Below are 26,773 nucleotides of genomic sequence, written 5' to 3' on the forward strand. Positions count from 1 at the left end.
AGAAACTTCAGGATCCACGCTTGGCGGTGGATGCTTCCCATCGGAGAATGACATGGAAATCGTTGGCAAGAAGGTACACGAAGAGAATTCCGGTGTAACGGTCGAGTTCGTCGGCGAAGGTGGCGACGTTGTGTCGGTTCACATGAAGAACGACGAGAACGGAAACCTCAACCGTCTCAACGCTGAAGAAAAGGCGAAGGCGGTGATGGTCCAGATCGCGACATTTGACACCGACCTGGAGGAGGCCAGCGAGGCATCGGCTGAGTCGAATGAACAACCCTCGCAATCAGCTCATACCGCATCCGTGCCGGCCACCTACGCGGAGAATCCCGAGACGTCTCCAGCCGTTTTGTCCCTAAGAAGCGCACGCGCAGCGCAGGATACGGGCACGCTTGAGGAGCATCTTGACGAAGGTCTGGAGTCATCGTTTCCGGCCAGCGATCCTGTTTCTGCAACGGTGAGCTCTATCCCAAGCGGTCGCACGGATCCCGACGCCAAGGTTGATTGAGAAACCGGACGGGACGACGGGAGATGTCCAGAATCGAACGGGGTTTTGCTTTGGCGGCGCGATGGAGATCTACGCCATCGGTGAGCCGTTTGGATCAACTGGGACCATGACGATGACCGCCGAAAAGCGATCGGCGGTCGTTTGACGATCTGGGTCGGCTACAAGACAGGTCTAGTGGTCAACATTACGGGCATCCCGAAGACGTATTCAAAGACACCGGGCGTCGTGCGGACATTCTGCGGAGAGTGCGGAACCTCGATCGCCTATCAAGATGAAGGGCTCCCGTCCGAAATCTACCTCTGCATCGGTTTTATGAATGCGCCCGAGCGCTTCGAGCCAGAGGCGCATGGTTTCTGGGAGCAGCCTTCCTTATGTTGAGATGGCTGACACCTTGCCCCGCGAGGCTCGCTATACGCGTCGTCGTGAGGGTCAGCACGCCTTTCCCCGAGATCGCTAGCGGAAGCTACGACGTTCGCACGACGTCAGGAACCATGCGCTGAACCGAGAGTTTATCCGCATATTGGAGGACGAGATGCGAAAAGTTCTGGTTGTGGAAGACGAGCCACTCATCAGGCTCACTGCGATAGGTGCGCTCGAAGATGCGGGGTTCACCGTTCTGGAAGCCGGCTCCGCCGATGACGCGATGGATATCATCAGTGAGGAAGCGATCCATTTCCTGTTCACCGATATTCAGATGCCGGGCGTTCTTTCAGGCGTGGACCTGGCACACGAGGTTCACCAGCGTTTTCCGGATGCAGGAATACTCGTGGTATCCGGGCGATTGACCCCGGCGGATTTTGACCTTCCGCCGAACGCACAGTTCGTTTCAAAACCCTATCGGTTCGACGATATTGCTCGCCGACTGAAATCGATGGCGGCCTAGATCACATCGCGTTCTCTACGCTCTTGTTTCCGGGCGGCAGATGAGTGTGAACGGCGCTTCGCAATCTTCCACGGGATCAGTCGGCGATAGATCTGCGGTGATTGTTCCAGCAGCGCAGACCTTGAGGCAAGCCAACCTGAACGCAATCGATCCCCGACTTCCGTTATTTAGACAGCGGCTAGCGGGCTCCTGAACCAATGCCACTCGAACCGCTGCAAATCCTGTGATCAGCGCAATCTTCGCTTCAACGCCACTGTGGCCATCGGGATGGCTGCCGCGGCGATGGACCCGAGGGGCAATTTCCGAAGCGATCGGGTTACGACATATGATGCAGCGGTCAGGGCTGCAAACTTCGCCCATGGATAGGCACCCAGTTGCGACCGCGCGCTCGCGTGAATCCAGGTGCCGCCCGATTTCGCAACCGCGCCGACTTGAGCGCGAACGATGTCCAGCCTCGCACGGAGCAACTCGATTTCCTTGTGGAGAATTTCATGCCGAAGCCGTGCATTATCTTCGGGAGATCCTGCCTTGTCGGTAACCGAGACCTCGTCCTGTCGTCCAGATAAGAAAGTTTCTTCCTGGCGGATGCCCTGTCTTCTCAACAACATGCCCGAACTCCTACTTCGACGAGTGATGATCGCCCTGGTCGCCTTCACCCGGCTTGGCTTTCGTCTTCGACTTGGTCCGCCGATCGGCGGATAATGACTTGCCGACATCCACGGACTCTTTGAAGCGCCCATTCTCGTCACGGCGCACATAGCGCTTGTCATTTCCGGTATCAATCAATTCCCGTTTCGACAGCACAGTTCTCTCCAATCGTTCATCAGCGGGAAAACGCACGAGATTCCAAAAAGATGCGGGGTGGAACGGTTTTCTTGCATATTCGGAACCATCACGCGAATCGCTCGTTGTCGCGCTGATCAAGGAGATTGCCAATGTCCAGCTTTCAGTTTCGCTTTTGGGATCGGGACGGCGCAGTCGCCACCGATGAGATCTACGAATTCCGGGATTTGTTCGCCGCAGTCGATGAAGCGAAACTGGTTCTCGCTGAAATGGTTCTCGACGGCATCCCGGCGAAGTCTGGCGATGTCATGGCCGTCGAGGTGATAAACGCCGACGGAGTGATTGCAGCGAAGGTCGGTTTGACATTGAGCGTGGACTACCCCTCCGCATGACCACACGTTCGCGGACCCGGACGACGATAGACGTTCCCCTGGTTGATCAAAAGAGTCGAATATGTGACGGGCCTCTCCGTGCATAAGCCAGTTTATCATCAGGATAAGGTCACACCTGGACGGGTCGGATGCTCGGCTGCCGTTTCGTTGGCCCCAGGAAGAAGCGGGAAAATCCCTGTGTTCATCATCCCCGTCGCGTTCGTTGACACAGGAGCGACCTGGAAGGGGAATTAAGGACTGGCAGAAATGTTCCAATCAGCCGCTCCCAGTTTTCAAGCTGCTCAATGCCACCTTGTTGCGAACACCCCCCGGAACATTCGGAAGGGATCGCGGTTAATAGCTCCAGCCGAGAGGAAGACGCCATGGCCTCCGCCGAAACCATAATCCCCCGCCATCGAGGAGCAACTGACTGTCGACAAGCGGACTGTGGTTGATGGATTGGTTACGGTCGGGACGCATACACAATTATGTGACGAAATCGCAACCGCCCAGCTTGAGCGGCGCATCGTGGAGGTGATCCGGGTACCGATGGACATTGAAGTCGATTACGCGCCGTCAATGCGCACCGAGGGGGACGTCACCATCGTCCCGGTCTTTGAAGAGCGAATGGTAAAAAGACTTTTCCTCGTCGAGGAAGTGCACTTACGGCAGCAAACCACCTCCAAGACGCTCGACATCCCGATCACCCTGCGCAAGCAATCCGTCTCAATCGAACGTAACGTAGAAAACAAGGAGAACTGAAATGGCCTACAACGAAACCGAAAATGGCTACTCGACCGCATCGGGCACATCGAGCGCCCTTACTGCATTTTTCGACAGCCGCGCCGACGCGGACAGCGCGATCGAACGTCTAGAGGATGCCGGGGTGTCATCTGATGCGATCCGTCTCGTGCCCGGCTATGAGGCCGACGGCGATAACGAGACCACCGCCGCGGATGATCGAAAAGGCTTTTGGGAATCACTCGGTGATTTCTTCTTCCCGGATAAGGACCGCCTTGTTTATTCAGAAGGCTTGCGGCGCGGCGGCTTCCTCGTATCCGTCACCTTGGTCGGCGATACGCTGTACGAAACCGCGCATGAGATCCTGGACGAAGAAGGAAGCATCGACATCGACGAACGTGCCGACACTTGGCGTAACGAAGGCTGGAACGACTACATCTCGACCTCGTCGACCTCATCAACCTCGACCTACGACGCAAGTCGGGCGTCGCTTGGCACAGCTAGCGACGATGCGTTCGTTCCCGACACGACCGATCACGATACCATCAAGGTGGTGGAGGAAAATCTTCGTGTCGGAAAGCGCGACGTCAACGCAGGCAGCGTGAAGGTCCGATCTTACACGATCGAGACGCCCGTGAGCGAAGACATCTCGCTGCGCGACGAAAACGTCACCATCGAACGGCGCACCGTCGATCGTCCGCTTTCGGATGCCGACGCCGCATTCCAGGAACGGACGATCTCCGCAGAAGAGCGCCATGAAGAGGCAGTGGTCTCGAAGGAGGCCCGCGGCGCCGAAGAAATCGGGATCAACAAGACGTCGACGGAGCGGACGGAGACCGTAAGCGATAGTGTCCGCAAGACCGAGGTCGAAGTCGCCGACCAGCGCATCGGCACGCAGAAGCAGGACGGCTTCAGCCAGAGCCAGGGCTTCAAACGCACCTGAATTGAGAACGCGGGCAGCCAGAATATGAGGCCGCCAGCGTGTCAGGACACCTTGGAGTTCCGATGCCGATCTATTTTCTTCATATCAAGCATTCAGATAGCGTCGACGAAGATCTGGAGGGTGCTTCCTTCGATACGCTCGACGAGGCCACCTCGAATGCGGCGGGCGCGTTAAGGGAATTGGTGGCGCAAAACCTGAGGGCGGCGCGTCAGATCGATATCTATGGCATCGAGATCACGGATCCGACGGGGGCCGTCGTCGCCTCAGTCTCGGTCGAAGACGCCGTGCTCCGCGAATTATACCAGAAGGACCGGTAGCCATTCGCGGCGTCGAGCCCCGGCCTCGTTTCTCACGCGTTCCCCAGCATCTCAGCGATCAGACGGCCGAACGCATCCATGTCGAACGGTTTGGTCATGATCTGCCTGTCAGGAGCAAGATGCTCTCTGTCGATCTGCGGCGGGTCGTCGCTTCGAACACTGCAATCCTCGTTTCAAGGATGGTATCGTCCTCGTCCGTTTTAAGAACAGCGTTTGCAAGAACAGCAAGACGGGATCCATCATGTTTCACAAGATCCACCGCGATCTAGTTAAAACAACCCTGCATGCGCAACCACGGAGCAAAGTGTGTCTCATAAAACACCCGACCAGCGACAGTCAGCAAATGAAGGAGCCGCTTGCCCTGCAGCTCATGGTCTTCTCTGCCAAGCCGGTTCCGCAATGTCGCGTTCACCAAGACGATACGACCTCGAGCGTCGAGTACGAGATACCCGCAGGGAGCGTTGTCGAATAAGTATCGAAAGTCGGTGTAATAGTTATGCCGGGCATGCAAGCCAAATTTTCGCATGCGTCGGGCTGTTCGCCCACGGGCTGTTTTCATGATCGGCATTCTTGCGGGCTTGGCGATAGTCTAGTGACGAGGCCGACGAGATGGCGAGCGAAAGGGGATTATCATTTTAGCAGCGACAGAGATATGCGACTGCGTGGTGATAGGCGGCGGGCCTGCAGGCTTGACGGCCGCGATCTATCTCGCGCGCTACATCTTACGGTGACTCATACGGGCTTCCCCGACGGCATCAGCGGTAGTGAGTTGCTCGCAAGGATGCGCGTGCAAGCCGTGAGGTACGGAGCTGAAATCCGGCGCGCTCAGGAAGTCCCTACGCCGGTAGAATGGCGTCTTTGTTCTGCAATCCGGCGATACAGAAATCCGGGCAAAAACGGTCCTGCTGGCCACCGGCGTCGTCAACCGCCGACCATCGATGCCGAAGGACAAACATGACGATGCGGTCGCCCGCGGCCTACTGCGGTATGGTCCTGTCTGTGACGGCGTTGAGGTCACCGACGAATCAGTCGGCGCGATGGGCTATGGATCAAAAGGCTTCCGCGAGGCCGTCTTTCTGAGGAGTTACAGCAAGGATATCACGCTGATTTCACCTGAAGAGGATCACGGACTCAAGGACGACGAATTTGATCGTCTTCGCACAGTGGGGATCGCTCTTGAGGTAGGCCCCTTAACATCGATCGATTTAGGGGACGGAGCAATCGTTGTCTCTTCACCTACAGGGATGCACAGGTTCCCATCCGTCTACGCTGCGCTTGGCTCGGATATCCGTTCGTCGCTGGCGGGGGACGTGGGCCGACTTGTCTGAGGAGGGCTGCATCGCTGTCGATCAGCATCAGCGGTCAGCCGTCCCTGACCTCTACGCCGCCGGAGATGTCGTCATTGGCCTGGACCAGATCAGCAATGCCATGGGGCAAGCGGGAGTAGCAGCCACGGCGATGAGAAATGACCTCTGTGAGAGAGAGATGCTCGTCCGTTAGGTGCTAAGTGCTCGATCCTGGATTATGATGGCGCTGCATCTCCCATGCTCGGAGGGCTGCTACCAGCGGGCGATCGCTACGCGGGAACTATCTGGTGTCAGTTGGGTTCTTCGCTACGGGAAGCAACAACTCTAACTCGCGCCCAAATGAACTTAAGCTCTAATCTAAATGGGATGACATGAAGCAGAACTGGCCAAAGCGCATCTGGATGGTACGGCACGGCGAAAGTGCCGGAAATGTTGCCCGCGATGCCGCAGATCTTGCAGGCCATGCACGCATCGAAATCACACAACGGGACGTCGACGTGCCACTAAGTCCACTTGGCCAACAGCAATCGGAGGCGCTGGGCGCGTGGTTCGGCGCTCTGCCTGAGCAGCCAGACGTTATTGTGGCGTCGCCCTACATACGCGCTTTGAGCACGGCGGACACGATCGCTCGGCAGCTCACTGCCTGGCCACGCCTCACTGTCAGCACCGATGAGCGGCTGCGGGAAAAGGAGTTCGGCATCCTCGATCGGCTGACGCGGCGAGGCATCGAAGAGCTCTATCCAGATCAAGCGGAGTTTCGCCGCATCCTGGGAAAGTTCTATCATCGACCGCCGGCCGGTGAGAGCTGGTGCGACGTGATCCTGCGACTGCGAAGCATGCTTGATACCATCAGCCTGCATTACGCCGATCGGAGCGTCCTGATCGTCGCGCATCAGGTTGTGGTCCTATGCATGCGATACATCATCGAAAATCTGTCCGAGGAGCAGATCCTTGAAATTGACCGGCAGGGGGACGTTTCGAACTGCGGTGTTACCGAATACATGACTGAGCCTGATACCGGCGTTGGCGGCGGCCTGGTCCTGACACGTTATAACTTTGTGGCGCCTTTGGTTGAGGCAGGGGCGCCTGTTACCGCTGAAAAAGACGCAAATGTTGCTGCTCGGTGATGGACATGCAGATCGTCAACCGAGACCTCCTTCGAAGCCTGCCGCTCCCCCAACCTGCAGAAGGCAGCAAGGAAGACCGCGGTCGGGTGTGCATTATCGGCGGAAGCAGAGAAGTTCCCGGAGCGGTCCTTCTCGCAGCTCTCGGCGCAATGCGGGTGGGAGCCGGCAAGCTTCAAATCGCCACCATCGAAAGCCGCGCAGCCGCGATTGCAGTGGCGATGCCGGAGGCGATGGTCATCGACCTACCGGAAACGCCAGCGGGTGGATTGCAGTTCCGACCGATAGTGTCTGCCGCTTCCAGATGGGCAGAGGCCAACGCGCTCCTCGTAGGTCCCGGCATGGTGGAGGAGCCGGACTGCGACGCCATTTTGGAACATCTGCTGGAAAGCAATACCGAAACGATCATCGTAGTGGACGCCGGAGCCCTGCCGCAGATCATTGAGCAAGGCGATGCGCTTCGAAGACGCTCCGGCCGCGTTATTGTCACACCCCATGCAGGCGAGATGGCCAACTTACTGGGGATCGGGAAGGCGGTCGTCGAGGCCGATCCGAGATCAGCAGCCGCCCGCCTGACGGACGAATTTGGGCTAGTGGTGGTCATGAAAGGAAGCCAGACGATTGTCACCGCATCGGATGGAAACTGGCGCTATGAAGGCGGTGGCGTGGGGCTTGCCACATCAGGCTCTGGAGACGTTCTTGCAGGCATCATAACCGGACTGGCGGCCCGTGGTGCCGACCCGGTAACCGCAGCGATCTGGGGCGTTTTTCTCCACGGCGAGGCAGGATTTAAACTGTCGGAAAGGGTCGGCCCACTCGGTTTTTTGGCGCGTGAAATTCCCGACCGTATCCCGGAGCTCCTGTCCGAGCTGCGCTATTGGTCAGACGAATGAAATGGTAGAGCGCACCCCGGAAGAAATCGAGCTGCGACGAGCCCGGCGCGCCGAACGTCGGCAAAAGCAGCGCGATGCCAATGTGATCCGTGCGGCCAAAATGCATCTCGCCCGCCTTTCAAGTGCCCCAGCCCCTCCAGCGCCGGATGACGCCACTGGCAAGGTTCATATCGGTTGTTCTGGATGGTACTACTGGCACTGGAAAGGCAAATTCTATCCGACCGGCACGCCTTCAAATCAGTTGTTCTCAATCTACCAGGATAATTTCGCGACCGTCGAGCTCAACGCGCCGTTCTACTCGTGGCCGACAATTGCTGCGGTTAAAATATGGATACGTCAGACCGTTCCTAGCTTCGTCTATACGATCAAGGTGTGCGAGCTCATCACGCACATCAAGCGGTTCGAGGACACACAGGAACTCGTGGAGGATTTCGGATATATCGCCGACCTGCTGGGGCCTCAAATGGGATGCTTCCTCTTCCAACTTCCACCAAGCGTACGCTATTCGCCTGACATGCTGCATTTGATCTTGTCGCAGCTTGATCCAAGGCATCGCAACGCCGTTGAGTTCCGCCATAAAAGTTGGTGGAACGAGGACGTTTATTCGGCATTCAGGGCGGCTGGGGCGATTTTCTGCTCTTGCAGCGGACCTCGGCTGCCGGGCGAACTCGTGCGCACGAGTGATGACATCTACCTCCGCTTCCACGGGACCCAGCAGTGGTATCGCCACGACTACAGCGACGCTGAGCTGACGGTATGGGCGGAGCGCATCCGGGGAAGTGGCGCCAAGACGGTCTGGATCTACTTCAATAACGACCGCGATGGCAATTCGATCAAAAACGCTAAGCGACTATCCGAGATGCTTGCGGCACGCAGCTAGTGACTGCCAGATTGTCGGACAATACTGATTTCGGGGCCGAGCCGCCGACCAGGTGTCAAGTACCGCCGCTGCGACCTTCGACCAGATAGGGCGTTGGGGGGGCTGCTTAGATCGGCTTACGGTTTTTGCCACAGCACTCGCGTCCGAGTTGCTCGCTCGATGGCTGCCCGGCGGGCGATATTTATGCAGGCGATGGCAAACGCCTCTTCATCAGCAGTAGCGAGGTGGTGAAACGCGGAATTCTCTTCAAACGCCTGCCGCGCCGCGACGTCGGTCATGGCGTTTTGCTGGTCAAGCAGGTAGCGCTCGATGTCCCCACCGCAGGCCTCCTTCAACTGAGCAACGGTGAACCCATCGGCCTCGGCTTTCAGCCAAAGCACTTTCGCATGATCTTAGAAATCGGCTTTTTCGATCATGTGTTCCCGGCGCGCCAATGATCTCCTGGCCCCTGTCATCTAAGCAGTGGCTGATTGTCTGCATAATGTCTGCTCCTTTCCAAGCTTAGACCGGCCTCAGGTGGGATATGTTTCTACCTCGTACCAGAGGCGTTCTCTTTAAGATCTGGGATCCCGGTATAATCACCTTCGCCGCAAATCTTGCACTGATATAGAGCGCCAGTGGCCGGGTCGTAGGTTCACATCATTTCAAGGCGAGCCATCGCTGCGTTCCGCAGTGGCAGCCATTTCAACACCGAAGCAGCCTGAGGAGACCATTTCGCGGCTTAGTCTGAGACATTGTGCAGTGCGTTTGCACCCCTGAAACCAGATTTGTCCGCTTTGTTTGACCGGTGAACGGCCGGACGTTTCAGGACGCGGCACAGTTTACTCGCTCGTCTCTCCGTGTGACGCGGCGACCGGCTTCAACTTAGGTGAGCCCCTGAAACGCAGAAAGATCGAAAGGACCACGATGACCGACGCCAATGGCAGAGGGATCGGCGATCGAATGTTATCTTGCCCGTCGGCGTTCTTTTCGGCGTCTGTCACCTCACTTACCGTTTAACTGAAATACCTCCTCGAAGAACGCTATCCGTTCGATCCCATTGTCAGTTTTCCGTTCGAAAACCAAGCGACCATCGCGCAGCTCTGCTCGCTGTGACCGTGTCAGCAACTTGATCGTCTTCCGAGACGGCTTTCCGATGAAGCTTATCGCCATCGCAAGCGGTCCGCCATCAAGCTTGCTGATGCCAAATCGGCTGGCCGCAACTCGCACCTTTATGAGACGAAACAAAATTGCTACGTCCTCGGGAAGCTCACCGAAACGATCCTCGAACTCCTGGGCGAATCCCTCCACTTCGCTACCAGTTACGGCTCGAAGCAGCCTCGCGTAAAGATTAAGCCTCACGGCTCCGTCGGAAACATATTCCAGCGGGATCGTTCCGGCGATGCCGAGGTTAAGGACGACCAGCTGTTCGGCGATGGCTGCTTCTCTCTTTGATCCATTGACCGCTCGCTCCAGGAGCTTTTGGTAAAGGTTGACGCCGATGAGCTTCATATGACCAGCTTGGTCAGAGCCCGCGACGTCTCCAGCTCCCCGAAGGTCGAGATCCTGCATGCTGATCGCGAGCCCGGCGCCAAGACGATCGTTTTCAACCATGGTCGAAAGCCGCAGTCGCGTTTGCTCGGATATGTCACCTTCGGCCGTGAGAAGACTAGCTACTCCCTGGACCTTTCCTCGCCCAACACGTCCGCGGAGCTGGTGCAGTTGCGCCAGCCCGAACCTGTCTGCGCGCCAAATGACAATCGTGTTGGCGCGTGGCACATCGAGACCGCTCTCGATGATGTTCGTAGACAGGAGGACATCGCCATCCCCGTCGGCAAAGCCCACCATAACGTTGTCCATAAACGCGGCCTTCATCTTGCCATGCGCGATCCGGATCGACAATTCAGGCACCAGCTCGGCCAACATCTTGTGCACCTGGTCGATATCCTCGACCTGCGGCACGACCATGAAGCTCTGCCCGCCGCGGCGATATTCCCGCATCAGCGCGACCCGCATTGAGGCGCGATCGACCGGACCGAGGGACGTCCGGACTGGCCGACGCTTCGAAGGAGGCGTTGCAAGGATGCTGACATCCTGGACACCGATCATGGCCGACTGCAATGTCCGAGGGATCGGCGTCGCCGACATGGTCAGTGTGTGCAAAAGCGGCGCCATTGCCTTCATAGCCTGCTTTTCCCGCGTTCCGAACCGATGCTCTTCGTCAACTATCAAAAGGCCGAGATGGTCAAAACATACATCTTTTGCAAGAATTGCCTGAGTGGCGACGACGATCCTGATTTTTCCGTCGGCAAGGTCTAACTTAACGTCCTTGGCTTCCTGCGGGTCGACGACCCGAGACAACATCGCCACCCGGATCTCGGTGCCAGCAAACCTGCGCTCGAAGGTGGTAAAATGTTGTCGCGCCAGCACCGTGGTCGGCGTGATGAGAACGACCTGGCCGCCGGCAAGTGCGACAGCCGCCCCGGCCCGCAGTGCAACTTCAGTTTTCCCAAAGCCAACATCGCCGCAGATCAACCGGTTCATGACAGTTCCCGAGGCCAGATCCCCAAGAACCGCTTCGATCGCAACTGCCTGATCAGGAGTCTCCGCATACGGAAAACGGCGAACGAACTTCGCATATTCCATCCGTGGCGGAACGAAGAGCTCGGCCTTAGCCTCCAGTCGTTCCTTTGCAAGCTTCATCAGGTGCCGGGCAGCAACGCCAATATCCTTGTCGATGACAGCCCGTCTCTTCGACCATGCTTCAGTATGGAGCCGGTCGAGTGTGACGGCTTCGGGCTCAGATCCGTAGCGCCAAAGTTTTCCGAACTCATCGATCGGCACGAGAAGCGAGGCGCCATCGCGGTACTCGAGCCGGGCAGCGTCGCGCGTGACACCATCGACGGTAATGTCTTGTAGGCATTTCAAGATGCCAACGCCATGATCCTCGTGGACGACAACGTCGCCGAGATTGAGTTCGGGTTCGGCAAGAAAGAGCGCATTATCCGCCGCCGCCGTGCGTTCGCCAAGGATATCTTTCAGGGTAACCGCCGTGAGAATGGCTGATGCGAAGCCGCTATCCAGCGGACATTCCAGCGTCAAAAACGCACTTGGTTCGAAAGCATTTTGCTCTTTCCAACTGCTGATCGCTTGGCCCTCAGTTACTACCTCTTGCTCTACACGCCGCGCAAGATTTTCGAATAGACGCCCGCGTCCAGTCAACAGGACCCTGCGCCCGGCTATTTTCTCCGACTTCACGTAATCGATGAACGCCCTGCGGGGGTTCGAAGCGTCAGCAAATTTCGGAAGTTCGCGCGACTCTCCAAGATCGAGCTCAAACGTAGCAATGCTTTTCATGGCGCCGCTCCACTCGAACTGCTGCAAATAAAGCGATTGCTGTCGTTCGACGGCGCCATGATCGAAACGATCTCGAGCCTGTCGCGCTTCCTCAATGATATCGAGATAACTGCTCAGACGCTCTTCAGCACCTTCTCCGAAGGCGATATCGATATCGCCCACCATGTCGAAAACTGTTTGCATCGTTCCGTACAGCTGAAGTAATCGCTGCTCCGATACTTCGGCACCAGAGTCTTGGTCATCGAGGTCACCGTCCAGAGCAATCGCTTCTGATGCCGGGCCGAATACCATTACCTCGACCGTGCTCGTCGTTCTCTGCGTAGTCGGGTCGTAGGACCGAAGTTCCGCAACCGTCGAATCCTCTCCCAAAATGATACGGAAAGGCTTCGACGCGCCCGCCGGGAAAATGTCGATCACATCATCCCGAAACGCCAGCTCGCCTGGCTCATCGACGATACCGTCCTCGATATAACCGGTGCGGCCAACAAAACGCTCGAATGCCTGCCTATCGAAAGCGCCTCCAACGGCAAGCTCAAACAAGCTGTTGTTTATAATTCGCGCAGGCGGAATGCGCTGCAGAAGTGTATCCAATGAGGTGATTAACAGCTTGGGCTTTATAGAGGGCTGGGACCAAACCCGCAGGGCGTCCATCCGCCGTCCCATCGCCTGCCGGGACGGGGGAACTCGATCATACGGCAGACAGTCCCAGGGCGGAAGAACTACGATATCGAGTTCCGGATCAAGAGATCGAACGGCATCGGCAACTCTATTGGCACCGCCCTCACTCAATGCAATATATCCGCGAGGCCGCTTTGAAGTTGTCATCACATCGATGAGCGCGGCTGCAATCAGCCCAGCGGGACGTCGGTGAACTGGATTTAGATGATCGGGGACGACAGAACTATTGTACTCGATGACGCGCAACGCAACCTCCAACCATCTCGCCCCTGAAGACAGCCCTCGGGAGGCGTCGGCCAACCCGCCTTGCTGCTAAACCAGAGTTGTTGCGGATGGTTCCACCGAAAAGAAACGACGCCCTGGGGTAACGAAAACTGGAGTGGAATACGGTGCGGCAGATCAATCTTAGCGGCAGATTAAGGTCTGCATCAGAGGTTTGCTCTTGAACGGATTCGAACCGTCGGCCCACACGACTTGCTCCCTCAATACTTGAATGTAGTCGAACGTCGGGAAAGTTGGCGGCCAACGCTTCGAAATCAACGGCCTACCATCCCCGCCGCATTGATGTTAACGACCGTCTTGCTGACGCAGCCAATTTTCTGCTCCCGGTTGCCCTCAAGATAGGATCCGAGCGATTTCCCGTTCCAGCTGCTCCTGCGTATAGGGCTTGCCTAACCGGGGAAGATCCATTTCGGTACCTGCCGGCAGTTCGGCGTAGCCTGTTGCGACCAGGATCGGCAGGGTAGGACGCAAGTCGCGTGCAGCCTTTGCCAGCTGGGCGCCGTTCATGCCCGGCATCGAGAAATCCGTAATCACGAGATCGATGTTAGGCTCGCTCTTTATAACTTCCAGGGCCTGCTGCCCGGAACTTGCCTCCAGCACGCGATGGCCGAGATCCTCAAGCATGTCGACGGAACTCATGGCAATCAATGCGTCGTCATCGACCAGAAGAATAGTCATTGGCCCGCGCTGCATTTGGATGACTGGGTCCAGCGTCACTGCTTGACGGCGAACCTCAGTGGTCGCCGGAAGCCAGAGTTCGGCCAACGTGCCCTCCCCCCAACGTGCTAATGAGTTTGAGTGCACCGTAAAGCTGGACCGCCAGACCATGGATCATCGATAGGCCAAGCCCCGTCCCCTTTCCCAACTCCTTGGTAGAAAAGAAAGGGTCGACAGCGCGCCGGACTGTTTCTTCGTCCATTCCAGATCCGGTGTCCCTGACACCGAGGCACACGTAGGCCCCACGAGCCAGCCCGTCGGCTGGTGTGACGCTGTCCTCCGCGCGGACGCTTACCTCTTCGACGAAGATGGGCGGCAGGCGCGCCTGTGCGGGTTGCAAGGTTCCAAATCAGGACGCGAGGTTACGCCGGAAGTTATCGATCTGAAGGGTCACGAAGATGTATGGCTCCGGGCCGGACTGTTATCAGGCGCCAAGACCTCAATCAATATTCCTCCGCAGGTCTCGCGGGGCCTGGACGACATGCCTTGGCCCGAGGCGCCTCCCTCCGCCGTCGTCTTGCCGCTGCCAAGGACAGGTCAGGAACCAGCAGCGCCGGTGCGCCACCGAACGCCTCCAGCGCAAGCAGGTGGCATTCGATCCAATCAGTAGCGTCTCGCTCCAGCGAGCATGTGCAAACGACAAGCTCGATGCCCCCAAGACCGCAACAAACAGATGGGCTTGCCGCGTCTTGCCGGACAATCTGTCGATGACCACCGTGACCGTGTCGCCGGCATAATCGACGAACAGCTTTTCGCCAGCCGCATGGTCCTGGCGCATCGTCACCGGCAGCTTCAGTGCCCAAGCGCGATACAAATCGAAGTAGCGGCTGTAGCGATAGCCATCGGGATGAAGGCCGATATATTCGTCCCAGAGGATCTGCAGCGTCACATGCTTGCGTTTCAGCTCGCGATGAACATACGCCCAATCCGGCTCAACGCTGCGACGGTGACCGGTCTTCGTGCCGGCAGCCCTATAGAGAGCCGCCTCCAGCACCGCATCGCTGACATCGTCGCCCAACGGCCAGGAAAGGCCGGCAACCTCCACACGGCGGAGCGTCTCGCGCACCGTCGACGGCGCCGCACCAACGCGCGCCGCAATCGACTTGTGGCCGAGCCCTTGCTCAAATCCGTATCTCAGAATCTCGCGGACACGCCGCATCTTTAGTTTCTTCGCCGGCATCCCGTTCCTTCCTTTCAGGACACTGAAAGGACGAACGTCTCACCAGCAGGACACCCCGACAAACACCCCAAATCAGGGGGCGGCATCATCTCGGAACAAGGGGTCGGAACTGGGGGGCGGCATCATTTCGGAATGCGGGGGCGGATTGCCTCGGAATCTGCACCAGTGCCCGCACACCTGAGGCGGCTAAAAATTCGAAATTGCTGAGTCGGCGGCAGAAGGAGAATTATGGAACATTTAGTCGTATGCCAATGAGTACGCGATTGAAATTCTCCTTCCAGAGCCGACCGCCGTCGGCTGCAGGGAGGCCGTCAGCTGCATCGCTCGTGATGCCCGGTTCGCCCGTCTTTAAATATCCACGAGAAGCCACCTCTTTCACCGTCATGGTCCTATCGGGCGCAGGGGGGAACATCTGTCCCCGTGTGAAGTTGACTTCTCGAAAACGAGAAAAATCGTGAAACGAGGAACACCAAAATCAGGACAGGAAGGAACGACCGACCAGTCGCCCCGTTGGGAAGGACCTTAGGAAACACGACCGCGGGGATATTTGCCTGCAAGTGGCAATTCGGAGACAGACCGAGATGCGCTCGGTGAAAATCTGAACGATCCGGTTAGATCGAAGGTTATGGATGCGGGCAAAACCAAAGGAGATTCCTAATGGCGGTATCAGGAGAGACGAGCTGGCGGTTGAAGTCATCCACCAAGATGCCGAAGGCCAGTACGCCAAGGGTATTGACCGCAGAAGCAACGACGGCGTTGCAAGCGATAAACCGCGCGTTATCACGGGATCCCAACAAAGCAACGGCACATAACGCTGCACCCGGAAAAAGCTGGTCGGCAAGGAGTGGGACTTGAACTACGATGAGAGAGAGAGAGATGAACGAAGGCGACTTTGGAGGTTAGCCGACGAGCGCGAAAAACACCCGCTGTGCGAGTTGACCATCTCTGCCTTGAAGCCAGCGTTATAGTGCCCCCGTCCGCTGCTAGACCGCACACTGCGATTTTTTCCACGAAGCGGGAACCGCGGTTGATCTTGCCAGTTCTGCCACCCTGCAGCTACCCACAGGAGTTCCCATGCCTCACGACACCTATCCCGAACCGCCGCAACAGCGGCAGGAACAAACCCCACCCGGCGAAACCAAGTTTATGCAACCGGTTCCGGACCATGGTGAAATGACATACCGGGGATCCGGACGTCTGACCGGAAAAGTCGCTTTGATTACTGGAGCTGACTCGGGGATCGGCCGAGCAGTCGCAATAGCATTCGCGCGAGAGGGCGCCGATGTTCTGATATCCTACCTCAACGAGCACGAGGATGCAGAGGTAACCGCTCGCTGGGTCAAGGATGCGGGTCGTAATGTTATTTTAGCGCCCGGTGACATCAAGCACGAGAGTTTTTGCAATGTCTTGGTCGATCGAGCAGTTGAAGAGTTGGGTGCCATCGACATTCTGGTGAACAACGCGGCTTTTCAGCGCACTTATGGAGCAATCGAAGACATTCCTGCCGATCAATGGGATGAAACGTTTCGCACCAATATCTATGCTCCGTTCTTTCTCTCCAAAGCGGCAATCGCGCACATGAAGGCCGGAAGTGCGATAATCAACACGACATCTATTCAGTCGCGGCAGCCGTCATCCTCGCTGCTCGCGTATGCGTCGACAAAAGGCGCAGTGTCGAACTTCACGGCCGGCTTAGCGGAGATGGTCGCGGAAAAGGGAATCCGAGTCAACGCTGTAGCGCCCGGGCCGATCTGGACGCCTCTTATCCCCTCAACGATGTCGGCGGAAAAGACGGAATCGTTTGGGAAACAGACCCTCATGGGACGCGCCGGACAACCTGCTGAATTGGCGGGAGCTTACGTCCTTCTTGCATCCGATCTTGGGAGTTATATGACCGGCGCGGTCATTCCCGTGACCGGCGGCGAGATCATGATTTAGCCGGGCACGTCCCTCACCGTTTGCAAGTTTTTTCACAGTTTTTCTTCGATGAGCTTAGGAGGGGCTGGCATGCATGTTCTTGCTGCCGCGTCAGAGATTTATCCATTGATAAAGACCGGGGGGTTGGCCGATGTCGTCGGAGCGCTGCCAAAAGCCTTAATGTCAAAGGCGGTATCAACGCGCACGATTATACCAGGCTATCGCCAAATTTTCGACAAGCTCACTAATTTGCGTCATGAAGCAGATGTTGACTTGATGGGTATGAAAGCGGAATTCCTTTCGGGTAGCTATGACAATCTGGAGATAATCGTCGTTAAATCGCCGGCGCTCTATGAGCGGGATGGCGGACCTTATCTCGATCAAAACGGTCGAGATCATCCGGACAACTGGAAGCGCTTTGCGGCCCTCTCGCGCGCGACGGCACTCGTCGCGGCTCAAGGTTTGAACGGGTGGCGTCCCGATATCGTCCACTTGCACGACTGGCAAACTGCGCTTGCTGCGGCATATCTGAAGATCGTCAACGATGCGCTGCCTGTCATGCTCTCGATCCATAATCTAGCATTCCAAGGTCAGTTCCCGGCGGCTATTTTTCAGGAACTCGACCTTCCACAAGCATTATTCTCCACCGAGGGGATCGAATATTATGGCGGCGTCAGCTTCCTGAAGGCGGGTGTCAAATTTTCCGATTCGGTAACGACAGTCAGCCCGACTTATGCTCGCGAGATCCTCACGGATGATCTTGGAATGGGCATGCAAGGAATGCTCTCGACGCGGCGGGACGACTTAACCGGTATTGTGAATGGCATTGACATGGATGTTTGGAATCCAGCGACGGATGATTCTATTCCCGTTAACTACGATAGCCGCACAATAGGCCGGCGTGCAGGCAACCGGTCAAGAATTGAAGAACGCTTTAATCTTCTACCCGGCCGTGGTCCTATTCTGTCGGTCATCAGCCGGCTGACGTGGCAGAAGGGCATCGATTTGTTGAAGCCCGTGATCCCAGGTATAATTGATCGCGGTAGCCGTCTCATTGTCTACGGTCAGGGAGATCCAGATATCATCCACCCATTGATCGAGGAAAGCTGGCGCTATCCTGGACTGTTCGCGATCCATGTCGGCTTTTGCGAGAATGACGCTCATCTTTTGCATGCGGGAAGCGATATCGTCGTACAGCCCTCAAGGTTTGAACCGTGTGGGCTTACACAGCTTTATGCGCTTCGGTATGGCGCAATCCCAATTGTCGCTCGGACCGGCGGACTAGCTGAAACAATCATAGATGCCAACGATGCTGCAATGACCGCGCGTGTCGCGACGGGGTTTCAATTTCAATCAGGTTCGGTGGAAGACTTGTACCACGCCATCGACCGCGCTTTGACCGGTTTCCGTCGCGCGCCATTCTGGCGCAGATTGCAAACCCAGGCGATGAAAGCAGACTTCTCTTGGACGAGAAGCGCCGGCCGCTATGCCGATCTGTACACAGCTCTTCAAAGCCGGCCGTATTGAGCGAAAAGACTTTTGACAGTTCGATGACGCGTCCACGTTTTCGCGCCAACGACGCAAGACCTGATCCACTGGCCCCTCTACCAAACGAACCGAGTTTCAACTGGAACAATTGCGACTCAATCCGGTTCTCATAAGCGACACAACGCGCGCCGTTGAGATCTGCCCGTAGTCGGGTCGTAAACGTGAGGGAGGTGTATGATGACAGTGTCTTGGAGTGAACCGGTTGAGTTTGTCGTTCCAGGGAGTGGCGACGTGAAGGTAAGAGGTCCGCAGGATGCATTGGACTATCTCGTTATCCTCTGCCCATCGGATGACGGTGGAGCTTACCACACCTGCAAGACGGCTTGTAGCGAGGCGATCGATGTCGTGGTTTCCACCGAAACGGCGCGGCAAGCTTTTGTTGTGATTGTACGAGACGCGGGAATGGGCCCTAAAACTTCGCCTTCTAGTTTTTGACCCAATAGTCCGTCATTTTCAATCCGGCGACCAGCGCGGCTACAACCTTATAAGGCCTTACTTTGCCAGATATGGCGTCGGCTCAGTCTCGGGCCTTCGCTGTCATGTGACGCCGGAGACAGAGGCGCGCCTTGAATCACTCCCACTTCCTGTTCATCCGTTTCCCAATGCGACGCCAAAATCCAGCACCGAAGGGTTACAAGAAAATACGCGGTAAAAAGCCTAGCTGTTGCTGACATGAAATTCGACCTGGAACAGAGCTGATGACCGACCAGGCAACAAACGCAGAAGCCAGTAGAACGTCGGACGGATATCCCGATACACCTGACGGGCGATATTTCGTTGTCCGTGGGAGGCTGTGGCGCAAGAGCGATCCCAGGCTCGAAGAAGCCACGCGGGAAGATTGGTCAGAGAGTTGATGTCGGCAAGAAGGGCCGTTCGCGACGCCAGGGGCGACCCTAATGCACTTGCAAAAGCGCGACGTCTCGTCGATGATTCCAAGGTTGCTCTCGGCGAGCGCGGTGCTCCTTGGTGGGATGACGGCGCGCCGGATTATAATCGACACATGGCCAAGAACACGCCCTATGCCGAGTGGTTCGCCAACCTTGAACACTACTAGGTCGGCGTTAAAGCAGCAACGGTGCCACGGGCGCAGACTTCTTTTTCGTCCATAGCTCGGATGTCCGCTCCATCGTCACCAACTCGGGCGGAAATGTCCGTTTCTAGAACGCCACCGCATCATCGAAAGTACCGTGCAGCCATTGTTCGTACTCATCCGGCTGTAGCAGAACAGGCATCCGGTTGTGCACCGGTTGTATCGCCTCATTGGCGTCCGTCATGACGCCGGAATAGACGGGGCCCCATTCATCGCTGACCCGCCACAGACCTGCCCAGGCAAAGACCGGCTGGTCTTTGAGCGTGAACCACGTGCGGGTCATCTTGCCCTTCTCCCCTCGGCCTCAGCAAAACCTGTGACCGGGATCAGGCATCGCCATTGGGGTTTTCTGGCGAGGCCGATCCACATGCCCTTCGCAAGGTCAGCGATGTTGTTGACCGGCTTTGGCTTGGCTTCCGGCTTCATACCCTTGAGACGCAGGGGAAAGCCCCAGACCATCGAGCGAAGCTCGCGAACGCCTTCATTCTCCGTTACCACCATCCCGGGCGTGCCCGGATAGACTTCCTCGGGAGCGTTCGATTGCATCGGGTTCGGCACACGAAAGTGCGCGGCTACTTCCGCGGCAGAAAGACGGACGGTGTACAAGTTGCACATATGGCAGACCTTTCAACACGAAACCTTGGCTACATAAGCATGTTGTCCCGACGGGGTGAGGCCTTGGAGGGTGAAACGCCGCTTTGCCAGCGGTCGCGGCTATGCAGGATTTCGAAATCATCGGAAGACGGCGGATCGCGAAACTGGAAGGCGATAACATCTTCGATCGAACCATGAAGCCAGCGGTCGTATTCTTGCCGCTCGAGCAAAACGGGCCATTCGGTCGTTGAAGGGCCTGATCTTCTCGTTGGCGGTCATGGTCATGCCGGCGAACACAGGGCCGAAGTCTGGGGTGTTCTTGGCAAACCCCGCCCAGGCCATCAAAGGTTGGCGGTTGCTCGAAAACCACGATCGGGTTTTTGCCCCTTTGACACCGTCGGAGTTTGCAAAATACGTGAGCGGGATCAGGCAGCGATATCTGGGGTCAACGACGATGCGCTCCCAAAGCGGATTGGCGAGATCGGCAACGAGGCCGATGCGGTTCGGCGGTTCGCCCTCACGTCTCATGTCGCGGGTCTGTCGCCGAAAACCCCATGGGATCGATTTTAGTAGTCGCAGTCCGTCCTTCTTGATGACGATCAGTCGGGGGGTGCCTTCGACCTTTCGCTCGGCACCTCAAGCGACGGCGCCATGTCGACCGATGAAATGGGCGACAATCTCCTCCAGGCCTTTGGTGACTGCAAACAGGCGCGACACACCGGTCTCCTCAGTGGAAGTTTCTGGATTTGATCTTCAGATTATCGATATGAAGGTCGGGAATATAGATGTCGCGCGCTTGTACGGCGGGCTTGGGATTGTCCCGTGGATCGGGGCCTCCTCCGTGCTTGACCTGGTCGCCGCGACCGTGCGGAAGCGGGAAGTCGCCGTCCCGATTCCCAACGCTCGACAGGTCGGTGGAGAAATCAAACAGGCGCTGGGCAACGAGGTGAACGACCTCGCCTTCCCGCTGGATACGGCCATTGATGGCCATCATGCTCGCTGTCATCAGGATCCGCCGCTGGCGTTCGAAGAGCGATGGCCAGACCACTGCATTGACGATGCCGGACTCGTCTTCCAGCGTGAGGAACATGACCCCCTTTGCCGATCCCGGCCGCTGTCGCACGAGAACGATACCCGCAGTCCAGAGCCATTTCCCGTCGCGTTGCCCCATCGCCTCTGCGCAGGTGACGATGCCTTTCCGGTCGAGGTCTTTTCGGAGAAACGACACCGGGTGCGCCCGCAAGGTGAGGCCTGTGTGTGAGTAGTCCTCGACGACCTCCCTGCCCTCCGTCATCGATTTCAGCGCCACTTCAGGCTCCTGCATCTCAGCGATTGTCTTGGCCTCACGCTCGGCGGCCGCGGCCCAGAGTTCCAGCGGTTCATCCCGCAGCGCCTTGATATCCCAGAGCGCCTGCCGCCGTTCCAGTCGCAGCGATGGCAGGAACGCATCAGCTTCGGCCAGCTTGACCAACGACGACGGAGACACGCCCGAGCGTCGCCACATGTCATCGGCTGATACGAACGGCTGGTCGGCACGCGCCAGAACAATTCGTGCGGCGTCATTGGTTGACAGACCCCTGACGACACGCATGCCAAGCCTGACGGCAAAGCGATCGGAATTGCCAATCCGCTCCATGGTGCAGTCCCAGCGTGAGCGGTTGACGCAGACAGGACGGACCTCCACGCCATGGTTCCGTGCATCCTGGACGATTTGCGCGACACTGTAGAAGCCCATCGGCTGGCTGTTCAGCAAGGCGGCGCAAAACACATCGGGGTGATGACACTTCACCCACGAGCTCGCATAGGCGATCAGTGCGAAGCTCGCGGCGTGGCTTTCCGGAAACCCATACGAGCCGAAGCCTTCGAGCTGCGTGAACGTCTTCTCGGCAAATTCGCGGGTGTAATTGTTCCTGACCATGCCCTCCACGAGTTTGTCCTTGAACTTCGATACGCCGCCCGTGAACTTGAAGGTCGCCATCGCGCGCCTGAGCTGGTCGGCCTCGCCAGCCGTAAATCCCGCACAGGTCATCGCGACCCGCATCGCAGATTCTTGAAACAGCGGTACGCCGAGCGTCTTGCCGAGCACGGCCTCCAGTTCCGGCGTCGGATATTCCACCTTTTCCTTACCCTCCCGGCGTCGCAGGTAAGGATGCACCATGTCACCCTGGATCGGCCCGGGCCGGACGATGGCTACTTGCACGACCAGGTCGTAGAAGGTCCGGGGCTTGAGCCTTGGCAACATGGCCATCTGGGCCCGGCTTTCGATCTGGAAGGTGCCAAGCGTGTCGGCCTTCCTGATCATCGCGTAGGTTTTTTGGTCCTCCTGCGGAACGTCAGCCAGTCCCATTGGCTCGTTCTTGTGCTCGGCCAGAAGTTCGAAGGAGCGTGCCATGCACGACAGCATGCCGAGTGCCAGGACATCGACCTTCATAAACTTCAGCGCCTCGATGTCGTCCTTGTCCCATTCGACAACCTGGCGGTCCTTCATCGTCGCCGGTTCGATCGGCACCAGATCGTCGAGCCGATCCTGGGTCAGCACGAAACCGCCCGGATGCTGGCCGAGATGTCGCGGCGCGCCCATCAGCTGGGCGGAGAGGTCCAGCGCCAGCTTCAGACGGTAATCCGCCGTGTTCATGTTGTTGTCCTTGAGCTGCTTTTCTCCGACCCCTTCCGACCAGCCCCACACCCCGGAGGAAAGCTGGGTGATCAGGTCCTCCGGCAGCCCCAAGGCTTTACCGACATCGCGCAGCGCGCCCTTGGCGCGGTAGCGCGTGACGGTGGAACAGAGCGCCGAGCGTGAGCGGCCATAGGTCTCGTATATCCACTGGATAACCTCCTCGCGGCGGGCATGCTCGAAATCGACGTCGATATCCGGAGGCTCGTCACGTTCCATCGAGACGAACCGCTCGAACAGCAGGTCGCCTGTTTCCGGGTTGATGCTGGTGATGCCGAGACAGTAGCAGACAGCCGAGTTCGCCGCCGATCCTCGGCCCTGGCAGAGAATACCTTGTGACCGGGCATACCGGACGATGCTGTAGACGGTGAGGAAGTACGGGGCGTATTTCATCACCCGGATGAGTTCAAGTTCGTGCAGGATTGCCTTGCGGACCTTGTCAGGAATCCCTTCCGGGTATCGTGAAGCCGCACCCTCCCAGGCGAACTTGGTCAGTGACTGCTGGGCGTCCAGCCCCGGCACGAGGGCTTCCTCGGGATATTGATATTGCAGCTCGCTCATGTCGAAACGACAGCGGTCGACGATTTCGCGCGTTCGTGCCAGTGCTTCCGGATACTCGGAAAACAGCCGGTGCATTTCCTCCGGTGCCTTCAGGAACCGATCGGCATGCCGCTCGCGATCGAAGCCGACGCTGTCGATGGTCGTCCGATTGCGGATGCAGGTAACGATGTCCTGCAGCTGCCGACAGCTGGGGTCATGAAACAGCACATCGTTGGTGATGACCGTCTTGACCTTATGTCTCGCCGCCACGTTGGAAAGATTGTGAAGCCGCAGGCGATCATTCGGGCGACGGCGCAAGGATAGCGAAACGAAAGCCCTGTCACCGAAGATCGCGGCGATCTTCCTGAGCTGGCCCGCAGTGGTCTCGTCGGCCTCATCCGGGACAAGGATGGCAATCAGGCCAGCGCTATAGGCTTCCACATCAGACAGATCGAGGATGCACTTGCCTTTCCCACCCCGGCTCTTGCCGAGCGAAAGCAGGCGGGTCAGTCTCGAATAGGCTGGACGGTCAGTCGGGTAGACGAGGATCGACATGCCGTCGGAAAGATCGAGCCGACAGCCGACGACCAGTCTCACGCCCGTGGTCTTTGCCGCCTCCCATGCCCGGACGATCCCGGCAAGCGAATTGCGATCGACCACGCCAAGGGCGTCGACGCCAAGCGCTGCCGCGGTGGCAAACAGTTCCTCGGCCGAACTGGCTCCGCGCAGGAACGAGAAATGCGTGGTGACCTGAAGCTCGGCATATCTCATCCGAACACCCCATGTAGGAACCAGAGGTGCGAGCCCGTGTCGGCATCCACCCCATCACCGGCGCGATAGACCCAGTAGCGTTCACCCGCCTCGTCCTCGACGACGAAATAATCCCGGACGGCAGCATGTTCTCTCGGACGAAGCCACCACTCGCCGAATATCCGCTCCGGGCCGTCTGCCCGCTTCACGCGTCGGCGCTTTCCGCGCCAGGTGAACACCGCCGGCGGCTGGTCGGGGAGCAGAGCGGTAACGTCGATGCGCTCAGGGTTCGCCATCAGCCGCGACGGCCTTGGCCATTTGGCGGCCCATGTCGCTCCGGTCTCGTCAGCCGTCGGGCCGACGCGCATCACCGATCGCTCGGGAACGTCGGAGGCGACTGGGGTGACCCGGTAAAGCCGCTGGCCGCGATTGCCGAGAATGTCGACAAGCGGTGTCACGTCGACGACTGGTTCTTCGATCAGCGAGGATGCAGCCTGTCGCTCCTCAAGCGGTTCTACCATGATGGCGACGAGCACCAGGCGTTCGATACCGAAGCCCGGGTCGATTTTCTCGATCCGATCGCAGAGAAGCTTTGACAGCCGGGCGGGGTCACGCACCGGTTTTGCCAAGCCGGCTCGGATGCACTGGCGGGTGTTGTCGACGCGGTGGATGACGAGATCAGAACGCCTGACGCCGAGACCGCGTGTCTCCAGCTTGGTGGTGAGCTCGCCAACCAGTCGGCGCACATATTTGGCGATCGTCTCGGCGGTGCCGATCGGCTCCTGAAAGTTCTTGGCTGCCTCGACAAGCTCCGGAGTGCGCAGGGGTTCGATGGGTTCTGACATTCGCCCAAAGAGCTGATCCAGCCGCCGGCCGACTTCGGGACCGTATCGCAGCGTCACGGGGGCGCGCGGCATTGCGGAGAGTTCGCCGACCGTCTCGACGCCCATCACCCGCAGTCCATGGATTGTGTCTGGTGGAAGACGCAGACAGTGGATCGGCAGGCCAGTAACCGCTTTCGCCACACCGCCCACCGGAACGACGGTCGTTTCAGCCGAGGTCACGCGGGTGATCGCATGCGCTGCTCCCCACGTGTCGGCAACGGCGGCACGTGCCGTGAGGCCCCGTCCCCTCAAGCCGTTGACCAGCCCGGAGATCAGCAGATGTTCGCCGCCCTGCAGGTGATCGGCGCCTTCCGTGTCCATGACGATCCCATCCACACCATCGACGGCGACGACCGGGCTGTACTGGCGGAGCGCCCACAGCGCGAGCCGCTCAAGGGCAGCAGCGTCGGCGCTGGGATCAGCATCGATCATCGTGAGGTTGGCGACCACGGCCTGGGCTTTGCTCGCCGGCATACCGAGCTTGAGGCCGAGTTTGCGCGCGGCGGTGTCTGCCGCCGAAATCCAGCGTTTCGACCCCGATTTGGAAATGACGACGATAGGCTGATCAGCTGGCACGGCTCCCTCTCCATGTCGCCGTATCCGGTCTGTTGGCAGATTGGGGAAGTAAACACACACGACCCTTGGCATCACAGGCTCCTATTTCAAACTCAGCACACTCGCCTGCTTTCACGCGCATCAATTCCAACAGCCATCGGGCCCGTCCGACCCCTGCCACTGGCAGTTCCTCCGACGGAATCACGCTCACCCTCCATCGCGTCGTCGAGGCCGTCGGATTGCCGAAGTCCGACGCTTCCGTCTGCCGCCGCCATCTGCGGACAACGAGCCCCATGGTTCCCGTCTTTTCGGCAGCCAGCTGCAGCCGCCGGGATGCCACCATCGGCAATCGAACCAGTTCGCCCACCACAGCTGCCAAGCCACCGAAGGAGAGCCCCTCTTCCATGGACGCCAGCACGTCCTCCTCCTTGTCGCCTTCGCAGAAGATCACGCGGTCGGGATGTAAGCCTGCCTGGGCGATAGCCGGGAAAAACAGGTCAGGTCTCGTCAGGCACCAAAGGACCTTGCCCTTCGCGCGCGCGGCAATGCCGGCTGCGAACAAGGCGGCTGCTGCTCCGTCTACCGTACCGGCGCCGCCACCTGCGACTTCGTGAAGAGCGCCATAAGGAAGGCCGCCACCCGGCAGACGTTCATCCATCTCCCGAACGCCGAACGGCAACACGACGGCGTTTTTCGTCGCGCCGCCCTCAAGGTGTGCGATACGATCTCTGAGCTCCTCGATGACCCGAGGATTGCTGGCGCGCGACATCGTTCACGGACCTCCCCGGCTCGCGTTGCATGGACTTCATGTCCCCGAAAATTGTTGACGTTCCTCTTTTGTTCCCAGCCAGAGAAAGAGTCAAGCTGGTCTAAGCGATCTTGTTTAGGCTCCACTAAAGCGCCGTTGGCCGAATGTTGAGACGAATCAGGCCTCTAAACAGGTCTTAGCTAAGTCACTCCGCCGACTCATTTTTACAATTTCCCCAGATTCGTGCGATCCGAAACGGAGGGGTGCGAAACCATCCATGCTGCAACGTGCAAATAATGCAGATAATAGCCTCAAACTCGGTGTCTAAATCTGGTGCGGATGGCGATTGGCGGCTGGTCGGTCCCGTGCGAACAGAATTCCACGAGATCGTGCCACGGCGGGTTACACCGGCTCGCCAAACCTTGGGAGCGAGCCTGAAAAAGAAAGAAGAGCATGGGAGCTTTCAGCATAGCGCCGGCCGGAAAGGCCGGGAAAGCGGGAATTCTCGACGCGCTTTGGCCGGAAAACGG

Annotated in this window: 26 protein-coding genes and 5 pseudogenes; 18 read left to right on the forward strand and 13 right to left on the reverse strand. The window is 58.1% G+C overall.

Annotated features, from left to right (window positions below):
* Positions 1-52: 52 nt before the first annotated feature.
* The 3 genes from ACSQ3J_RS28335 to ACSQ3J_RS28345 all read left to right on the forward strand — a co-directional run bounded on the left by ACSQ3J_RS28335 (position 53) and on the right by ACSQ3J_RS28345 (position 1,391).
* Complete coding sequence (locus ACSQ3J_RS28335; RefSeq protein ID WP_060504457.1) at positions 53-508, forward strand: hypothetical protein; 456 nt, start codon at positions 53-55, stop codon at positions 506-508.
* Between the two features lie 174 nt (positions 509-682).
* Complete coding sequence (locus tag ACSQ3J_RS28340; protein WP_244482151.1) at positions 683-886, forward strand: GFA family protein; 204 nt, start codon at positions 683-685, stop codon at positions 884-886.
* Between the two features lie 154 nt (positions 887-1,040).
* Positions 1,041-1,391: a response regulator gene (locus ACSQ3J_RS28345; RefSeq protein WP_060504456.1), complete on the forward strand. Its 351-nt coding sequence runs from the start codon at positions 1,041-1,043 to the stop codon at positions 1,389-1,391.
* A gap of 227 nt (positions 1,392-1,618) precedes the next feature.
* Here ACSQ3J_RS28345 and ACSQ3J_RS28350 read toward each other — a convergent pair whose 3' ends face one another.
* Positions 1,619-1,999, reverse strand: coding sequence for a hypothetical protein (locus tag ACSQ3J_RS28350; RefSeq protein WP_060504455.1), 381 nt, complete (start codon positions 1,997-1,999; stop codon positions 1,619-1,621).
* Between the two features lie 10 nt (positions 2,000-2,009).
* Entirely contained in the window at positions 2,010-2,192 is a 183-nt protein-coding gene (locus ACSQ3J_RS28355; RefSeq protein WP_436040823.1) for a hypothetical protein, read from the reverse strand.
* 134 nt (positions 2,193-2,326) lie between these two features.
* Between ACSQ3J_RS28355 and ACSQ3J_RS28360 the strand changes: the two genes are divergently transcribed.
* The 4 genes from ACSQ3J_RS28360 to ACSQ3J_RS28375 all read left to right on the forward strand — a co-directional run bounded on the left by ACSQ3J_RS28360 (position 2,327) and on the right by ACSQ3J_RS28375 (position 4,546).
* Positions 2,327-2,566 (forward strand): DUF6894 family protein, encoded by a 240-nt coding sequence (locus ACSQ3J_RS28360; protein WP_436040804.1) that lies wholly within the window; start codon positions 2,327-2,329, stop codon positions 2,564-2,566.
* A gap of 405 nt (positions 2,567-2,971) precedes the next feature.
* Entirely contained in the window at positions 2,972-3,307 is a 336-nt protein-coding gene (locus tag ACSQ3J_RS28365) for a DUF2382 domain-containing protein (protein WP_280140020.1), read from the forward strand.
* Between the two features lies 1 nt (position 3,308).
* Positions 3,309-4,229 carry a YsnF/AvaK domain-containing protein gene (locus ACSQ3J_RS28370; protein ID WP_436040805.1) on the forward strand — a complete coding sequence of 307 codons (921 nt, stop codon included), beginning with the start codon at positions 3,309-3,311 and terminating at the stop codon, positions 4,227-4,229.
* A gap of 62 nt (positions 4,230-4,291) precedes the next feature.
* Positions 4,292-4,546 (forward strand): DUF6894 family protein, encoded by a 255-nt coding sequence (locus ACSQ3J_RS28375; RefSeq protein ID WP_436040806.1) that lies wholly within the window; start codon positions 4,292-4,294, stop codon positions 4,544-4,546.
* A 265-nt stretch (positions 4,547-4,811) separates the two neighbouring features.
* Here the strand turns inward: ACSQ3J_RS28375 and ACSQ3J_RS28380 are convergent, their stop codons facing one another.
* The gene (locus ACSQ3J_RS28380) at positions 4,812-5,114 is read right to left on the reverse strand and encodes a PAS domain-containing protein (protein ID WP_082512212.1); all 303 of its coding nucleotides are present in this window, start codon (positions 5,112-5,114) and stop codon (positions 4,812-4,814) included.
* A gap of 370 nt (positions 5,115-5,484) precedes the next feature.
* Between ACSQ3J_RS28380 and ACSQ3J_RS28385 the strand changes: the two genes are divergently transcribed.
* The 5 genes from ACSQ3J_RS28385 (at position 5,485) to ACSQ3J_RS28405 (ending at position 8,750) form a co-directional block, all read left to right on the forward strand.
* Positions 5,485-5,874, forward strand: coding sequence for a hypothetical protein (locus tag ACSQ3J_RS28385; protein ID WP_348270818.1), 390 nt, complete (start codon positions 5,485-5,487; stop codon positions 5,872-5,874).
* Positions 5,867-6,046 (forward strand): FAD-dependent oxidoreductase, encoded by a 180-nt coding sequence (locus ACSQ3J_RS28390; protein ID WP_348270819.1) that lies wholly within the window; start codon positions 5,867-5,869, stop codon positions 6,044-6,046. Before ACSQ3J_RS28385 ends, ACSQ3J_RS28390 begins: the two co-directional genes overlap by 8 nt.
* A gap of 178 nt (positions 6,047-6,224) precedes the next feature.
* On the forward strand, positions 6,225-6,980 hold the full coding sequence (locus ACSQ3J_RS28395) for a histidine phosphatase family protein (RefSeq protein ID WP_060505049.1): 756 nt from the start codon (positions 6,225-6,227) through the stop codon (positions 6,978-6,980).
* Between the two features lie 5 nt (positions 6,981-6,985).
* Positions 6,986-7,870 (forward strand): NAD(P)H-hydrate dehydratase, encoded by an 885-nt coding sequence (locus tag ACSQ3J_RS28400; protein ID WP_436040808.1) that lies wholly within the window; start codon positions 6,986-6,988, stop codon positions 7,868-7,870.
* Between the two features lies 1 nt (position 7,871).
* Entirely contained in the window at positions 7,872-8,750 is an 879-nt protein-coding gene (locus tag ACSQ3J_RS28405) for a DUF72 domain-containing protein (protein ID WP_060505051.1), read from the forward strand.
* 116 nt (positions 8,751-8,866) lie between these two features.
* On the opposite strand, the gene ACSQ3J_RS28410 is transcribed toward ACSQ3J_RS28405, so the two are convergent.
* The 5 genes and pseudogenes from ACSQ3J_RS28410 to ACSQ3J_RS28430 form a co-directional block, all read right to left on the reverse strand.
* The gene (locus tag ACSQ3J_RS28410; RefSeq protein WP_156397697.1) at positions 8,867-9,130 is read right to left on the reverse strand and encodes a hypothetical protein; all 264 of its coding nucleotides are present in this window, start codon (positions 9,128-9,130) and stop codon (positions 8,867-8,869) included.
* A 441-nt stretch (positions 9,131-9,571) separates the two neighbouring features.
* Positions 9,572-9,664 (reverse strand): annotated as a pseudogene (locus ACSQ3J_RS28415) (DUF6766 family protein); the annotation flags it as partial.
* A gap of 70 nt (positions 9,665-9,734) precedes the next feature.
* Positions 9,735-13,010 (reverse strand): DEAD/DEAH box helicase, encoded by a 3,276-nt coding sequence (locus ACSQ3J_RS28420; protein WP_244482243.1) that lies wholly within the window; start codon positions 13,008-13,010, stop codon positions 9,735-9,737.
* 369 nt (positions 13,011-13,379) lie between these two features.
* A pseudogene (locus tag ACSQ3J_RS28425) lies at positions 13,380-14,058 on the reverse strand (response regulator); the annotation flags it as partial.
* A 234-nt stretch (positions 14,059-14,292) separates the two neighbouring features.
* Positions 14,293-14,922, reverse strand: a pseudogene (locus ACSQ3J_RS28430) (IS21 family transposase); the annotation flags it as partial.
* Between the two features lie 475 nt (positions 14,923-15,397).
* On the opposite strand from ACSQ3J_RS28430, the pseudogene ACSQ3J_RS28435 reads away from it, so the two are divergent.
* The 6 genes and pseudogenes from ACSQ3J_RS28435 to ACSQ3J_RS28460 all read left to right on the forward strand — a co-directional run bounded on the left by ACSQ3J_RS28435 (position 15,398) and on the right by ACSQ3J_RS28460 (position 19,462).
* Positions 15,398-15,601 (forward strand): annotated as a pseudogene (locus tag ACSQ3J_RS28435) (hypothetical protein).
* Positions 15,573-15,755, forward strand: coding sequence for a hypothetical protein (locus tag ACSQ3J_RS28440; RefSeq protein WP_244482225.1), 183 nt, complete (start codon positions 15,573-15,575; stop codon positions 15,753-15,755). Before ACSQ3J_RS28435 ends, ACSQ3J_RS28440 begins: the two are co-directional and overlap by 29 nt.
* A gap of 262 nt (positions 15,756-16,017) precedes the next feature.
* The gene (locus ACSQ3J_RS28445; protein WP_082512189.1) at positions 16,018-16,881 is read left to right on the forward strand and encodes an SDR family oxidoreductase; all 864 of its coding nucleotides are present in this window, start codon (positions 16,018-16,020) and stop codon (positions 16,879-16,881) included.
* Between the two features lie 69 nt (positions 16,882-16,950).
* Positions 16,951-18,387 (forward strand): glycogen synthase GlgA, encoded by a 1,437-nt coding sequence (glgA, locus tag ACSQ3J_RS28450; protein WP_060504941.1) that lies wholly within the window; start codon positions 16,951-16,953, stop codon positions 18,385-18,387.
* A 198-nt stretch (positions 18,388-18,585) separates the two neighbouring features.
* Complete coding sequence (locus tag ACSQ3J_RS28455) at positions 18,586-18,843, forward strand: DUF982 domain-containing protein (RefSeq protein ID WP_162246376.1); 258 nt, start codon at positions 18,586-18,588, stop codon at positions 18,841-18,843.
* 263 nt (positions 18,844-19,106) lie between these two features.
* A pseudogene (locus ACSQ3J_RS28460) lies at positions 19,107-19,462 on the forward strand (hypothetical protein).
* 103 nt (positions 19,463-19,565) lie between these two features.
* Here ACSQ3J_RS28460 and ACSQ3J_RS28465 read toward each other — a convergent pair.
* From ACSQ3J_RS28465 to ACSQ3J_RS28485, 5 genes are all read right to left on the reverse strand, one after another.
* A complete protein-coding gene (locus tag ACSQ3J_RS28465) occupies positions 19,566-19,781 on the reverse strand; it encodes an SOS response-associated peptidase family protein (RefSeq protein ID WP_244482210.1) in 216 nt (71 codons plus the stop codon).
* A complete protein-coding gene (locus tag ACSQ3J_RS28470; RefSeq protein ID WP_348270817.1) occupies positions 19,778-20,113 on the reverse strand; it encodes an SOS response-associated peptidase family protein in 336 nt (111 codons plus the stop codon). The genes ACSQ3J_RS28465 and ACSQ3J_RS28470 overlap by 4 nt, the downstream gene beginning before the upstream one ends.
* Positions 20,114-20,819: 706 nt before the next feature.
* A complete protein-coding gene (locus ACSQ3J_RS28475) occupies positions 20,820-24,077 on the reverse strand; it encodes an error-prone DNA polymerase (protein WP_060504943.1) in 3,258 nt (1,085 codons plus the stop codon).
* Positions 24,074-25,588, reverse strand: a complete 1,515-nt coding sequence (locus ACSQ3J_RS28480) for a DinB/UmuC family translesion DNA polymerase (protein WP_200956643.1) — start codon at positions 25,586-25,588, stop codon at positions 24,074-24,076. Before ACSQ3J_RS28480 ends, ACSQ3J_RS28475 begins: the two co-directional genes overlap by 4 nt.
* Positions 25,506-26,264 carry an ImuA family protein gene (locus ACSQ3J_RS28485; RefSeq protein ID WP_436040812.1) on the reverse strand — a complete coding sequence of 253 codons (759 nt, stop codon included), beginning with the start codon at positions 26,262-26,264 and terminating at the stop codon, positions 25,506-25,508. Before ACSQ3J_RS28485 ends, ACSQ3J_RS28480 begins: the two co-directional genes overlap by 83 nt.
* Between the last annotated feature and the right edge of the window lie 509 nt (positions 26,265-26,773).

Source organism: Rhizobium sp. LjRoot98, assembly GCF_964252935.1.
Taxonomy (GTDB): domain Bacteria; phylum Pseudomonadota; class Alphaproteobacteria; order Rhizobiales; family Rhizobiaceae; genus Pararhizobium.

Coding starts and splice junctions, on each gene's coding strand:
- ACSQ3J_RS28395 (WP_060505049.1), top strand. CDS start 6,225: ATGAAGCAGAACTGGCCAAAGCGCATCTGGATGGTACGGCACGGCGAA.
- ACSQ3J_RS28445 (WP_082512189.1), top strand. CDS start 16,018: ATGCCTCACGACACCTATCCCGAACCGCCGCAACAGCGGCAGGAACAA.
- ACSQ3J_RS28400 (WP_436040808.1), top strand. CDS start 6,986: ATGCAGATCGTCAACCGAGACCTCCTTCGAAGCCTGCCGCTCCCCCAA.
- glgA (WP_060504941.1), top strand. CDS start 16,951: ATGCATGTTCTTGCTGCCGCGTCAGAGATTTATCCATTGATAAAGACC.
- ACSQ3J_RS28370 (WP_436040805.1), top strand. CDS start 3,309: ATGGCCTACAACGAAACCGAAAATGGCTACTCGACCGCATCGGGCACA.
- ACSQ3J_RS28465 (WP_244482210.1), bottom strand. CDS start 19,781: ATGACCCGCACGTGGTTCACGCTCAAAGACCAGCCGGTCTTTGCCTGG.
- ACSQ3J_RS28380 (WP_082512212.1), bottom strand. CDS start 5,114: ATGCCGATCATGAAAACAGCCCGTGGGCGAACAGCCCGACGCATGCGA.
- ACSQ3J_RS28405 (WP_060505051.1), top strand. CDS start 7,872: ATGGTAGAGCGCACCCCGGAAGAAATCGAGCTGCGACGAGCCCGGCGC.
- ACSQ3J_RS28485 (WP_436040812.1), bottom strand. CDS start 26,264: ATGTCGCGCGCCAGCAATCCTCGGGTCATCGAGGAGCTCAGAGATCGT.
- ACSQ3J_RS28350 (WP_060504455.1), bottom strand. CDS start 1,999: ATGTTGTTGAGAAGACAGGGCATCCGCCAGGAAGAAACTTTCTTATCT.
- ACSQ3J_RS28335 (WP_060504457.1), top strand. CDS start 53: ATGGAAATCGTTGGCAAGAAGGTACACGAAGAGAATTCCGGTGTAACG.
- ACSQ3J_RS28375 (WP_436040806.1), top strand. CDS start 4,292: ATGCCGATCTATTTTCTTCATATCAAGCATTCAGATAGCGTCGACGAA.
- ACSQ3J_RS28455 (WP_162246376.1), top strand. CDS start 18,586: ATGACAGTGTCTTGGAGTGAACCGGTTGAGTTTGTCGTTCCAGGGAGT.
- ACSQ3J_RS28440 (WP_244482225.1), top strand. CDS start 15,573: ATGCGGGCAAAACCAAAGGAGATTCCTAATGGCGGTATCAGGAGAGAC.
- ACSQ3J_RS28385 (WP_348270818.1), top strand. CDS start 5,485: ATGCCGAAGGACAAACATGACGATGCGGTCGCCCGCGGCCTACTGCGG.
- ACSQ3J_RS28475 (WP_060504943.1), bottom strand. CDS start 24,077: ATGAGATATGCCGAGCTTCAGGTCACCACGCATTTCTCGTTCCTGCGC.
- ACSQ3J_RS28345 (WP_060504456.1), top strand. CDS start 1,041: ATGCGAAAAGTTCTGGTTGTGGAAGACGAGCCACTCATCAGGCTCACT.
- ACSQ3J_RS28360 (WP_436040804.1), top strand. CDS start 2,327: ATGTCCAGCTTTCAGTTTCGCTTTTGGGATCGGGACGGCGCAGTCGCC.
- ACSQ3J_RS28480 (WP_200956643.1), bottom strand. CDS start 25,588: ATGCCAAGGGTCGTGTGTGTTTACTTCCCCAATCTGCCAACAGACCGG.
- ACSQ3J_RS28470 (WP_348270817.1), bottom strand. CDS start 20,113: ATGTGCAACTTGTACACCGTCCGTCTTTCTGCCGCGGAAGTAGCCGCG.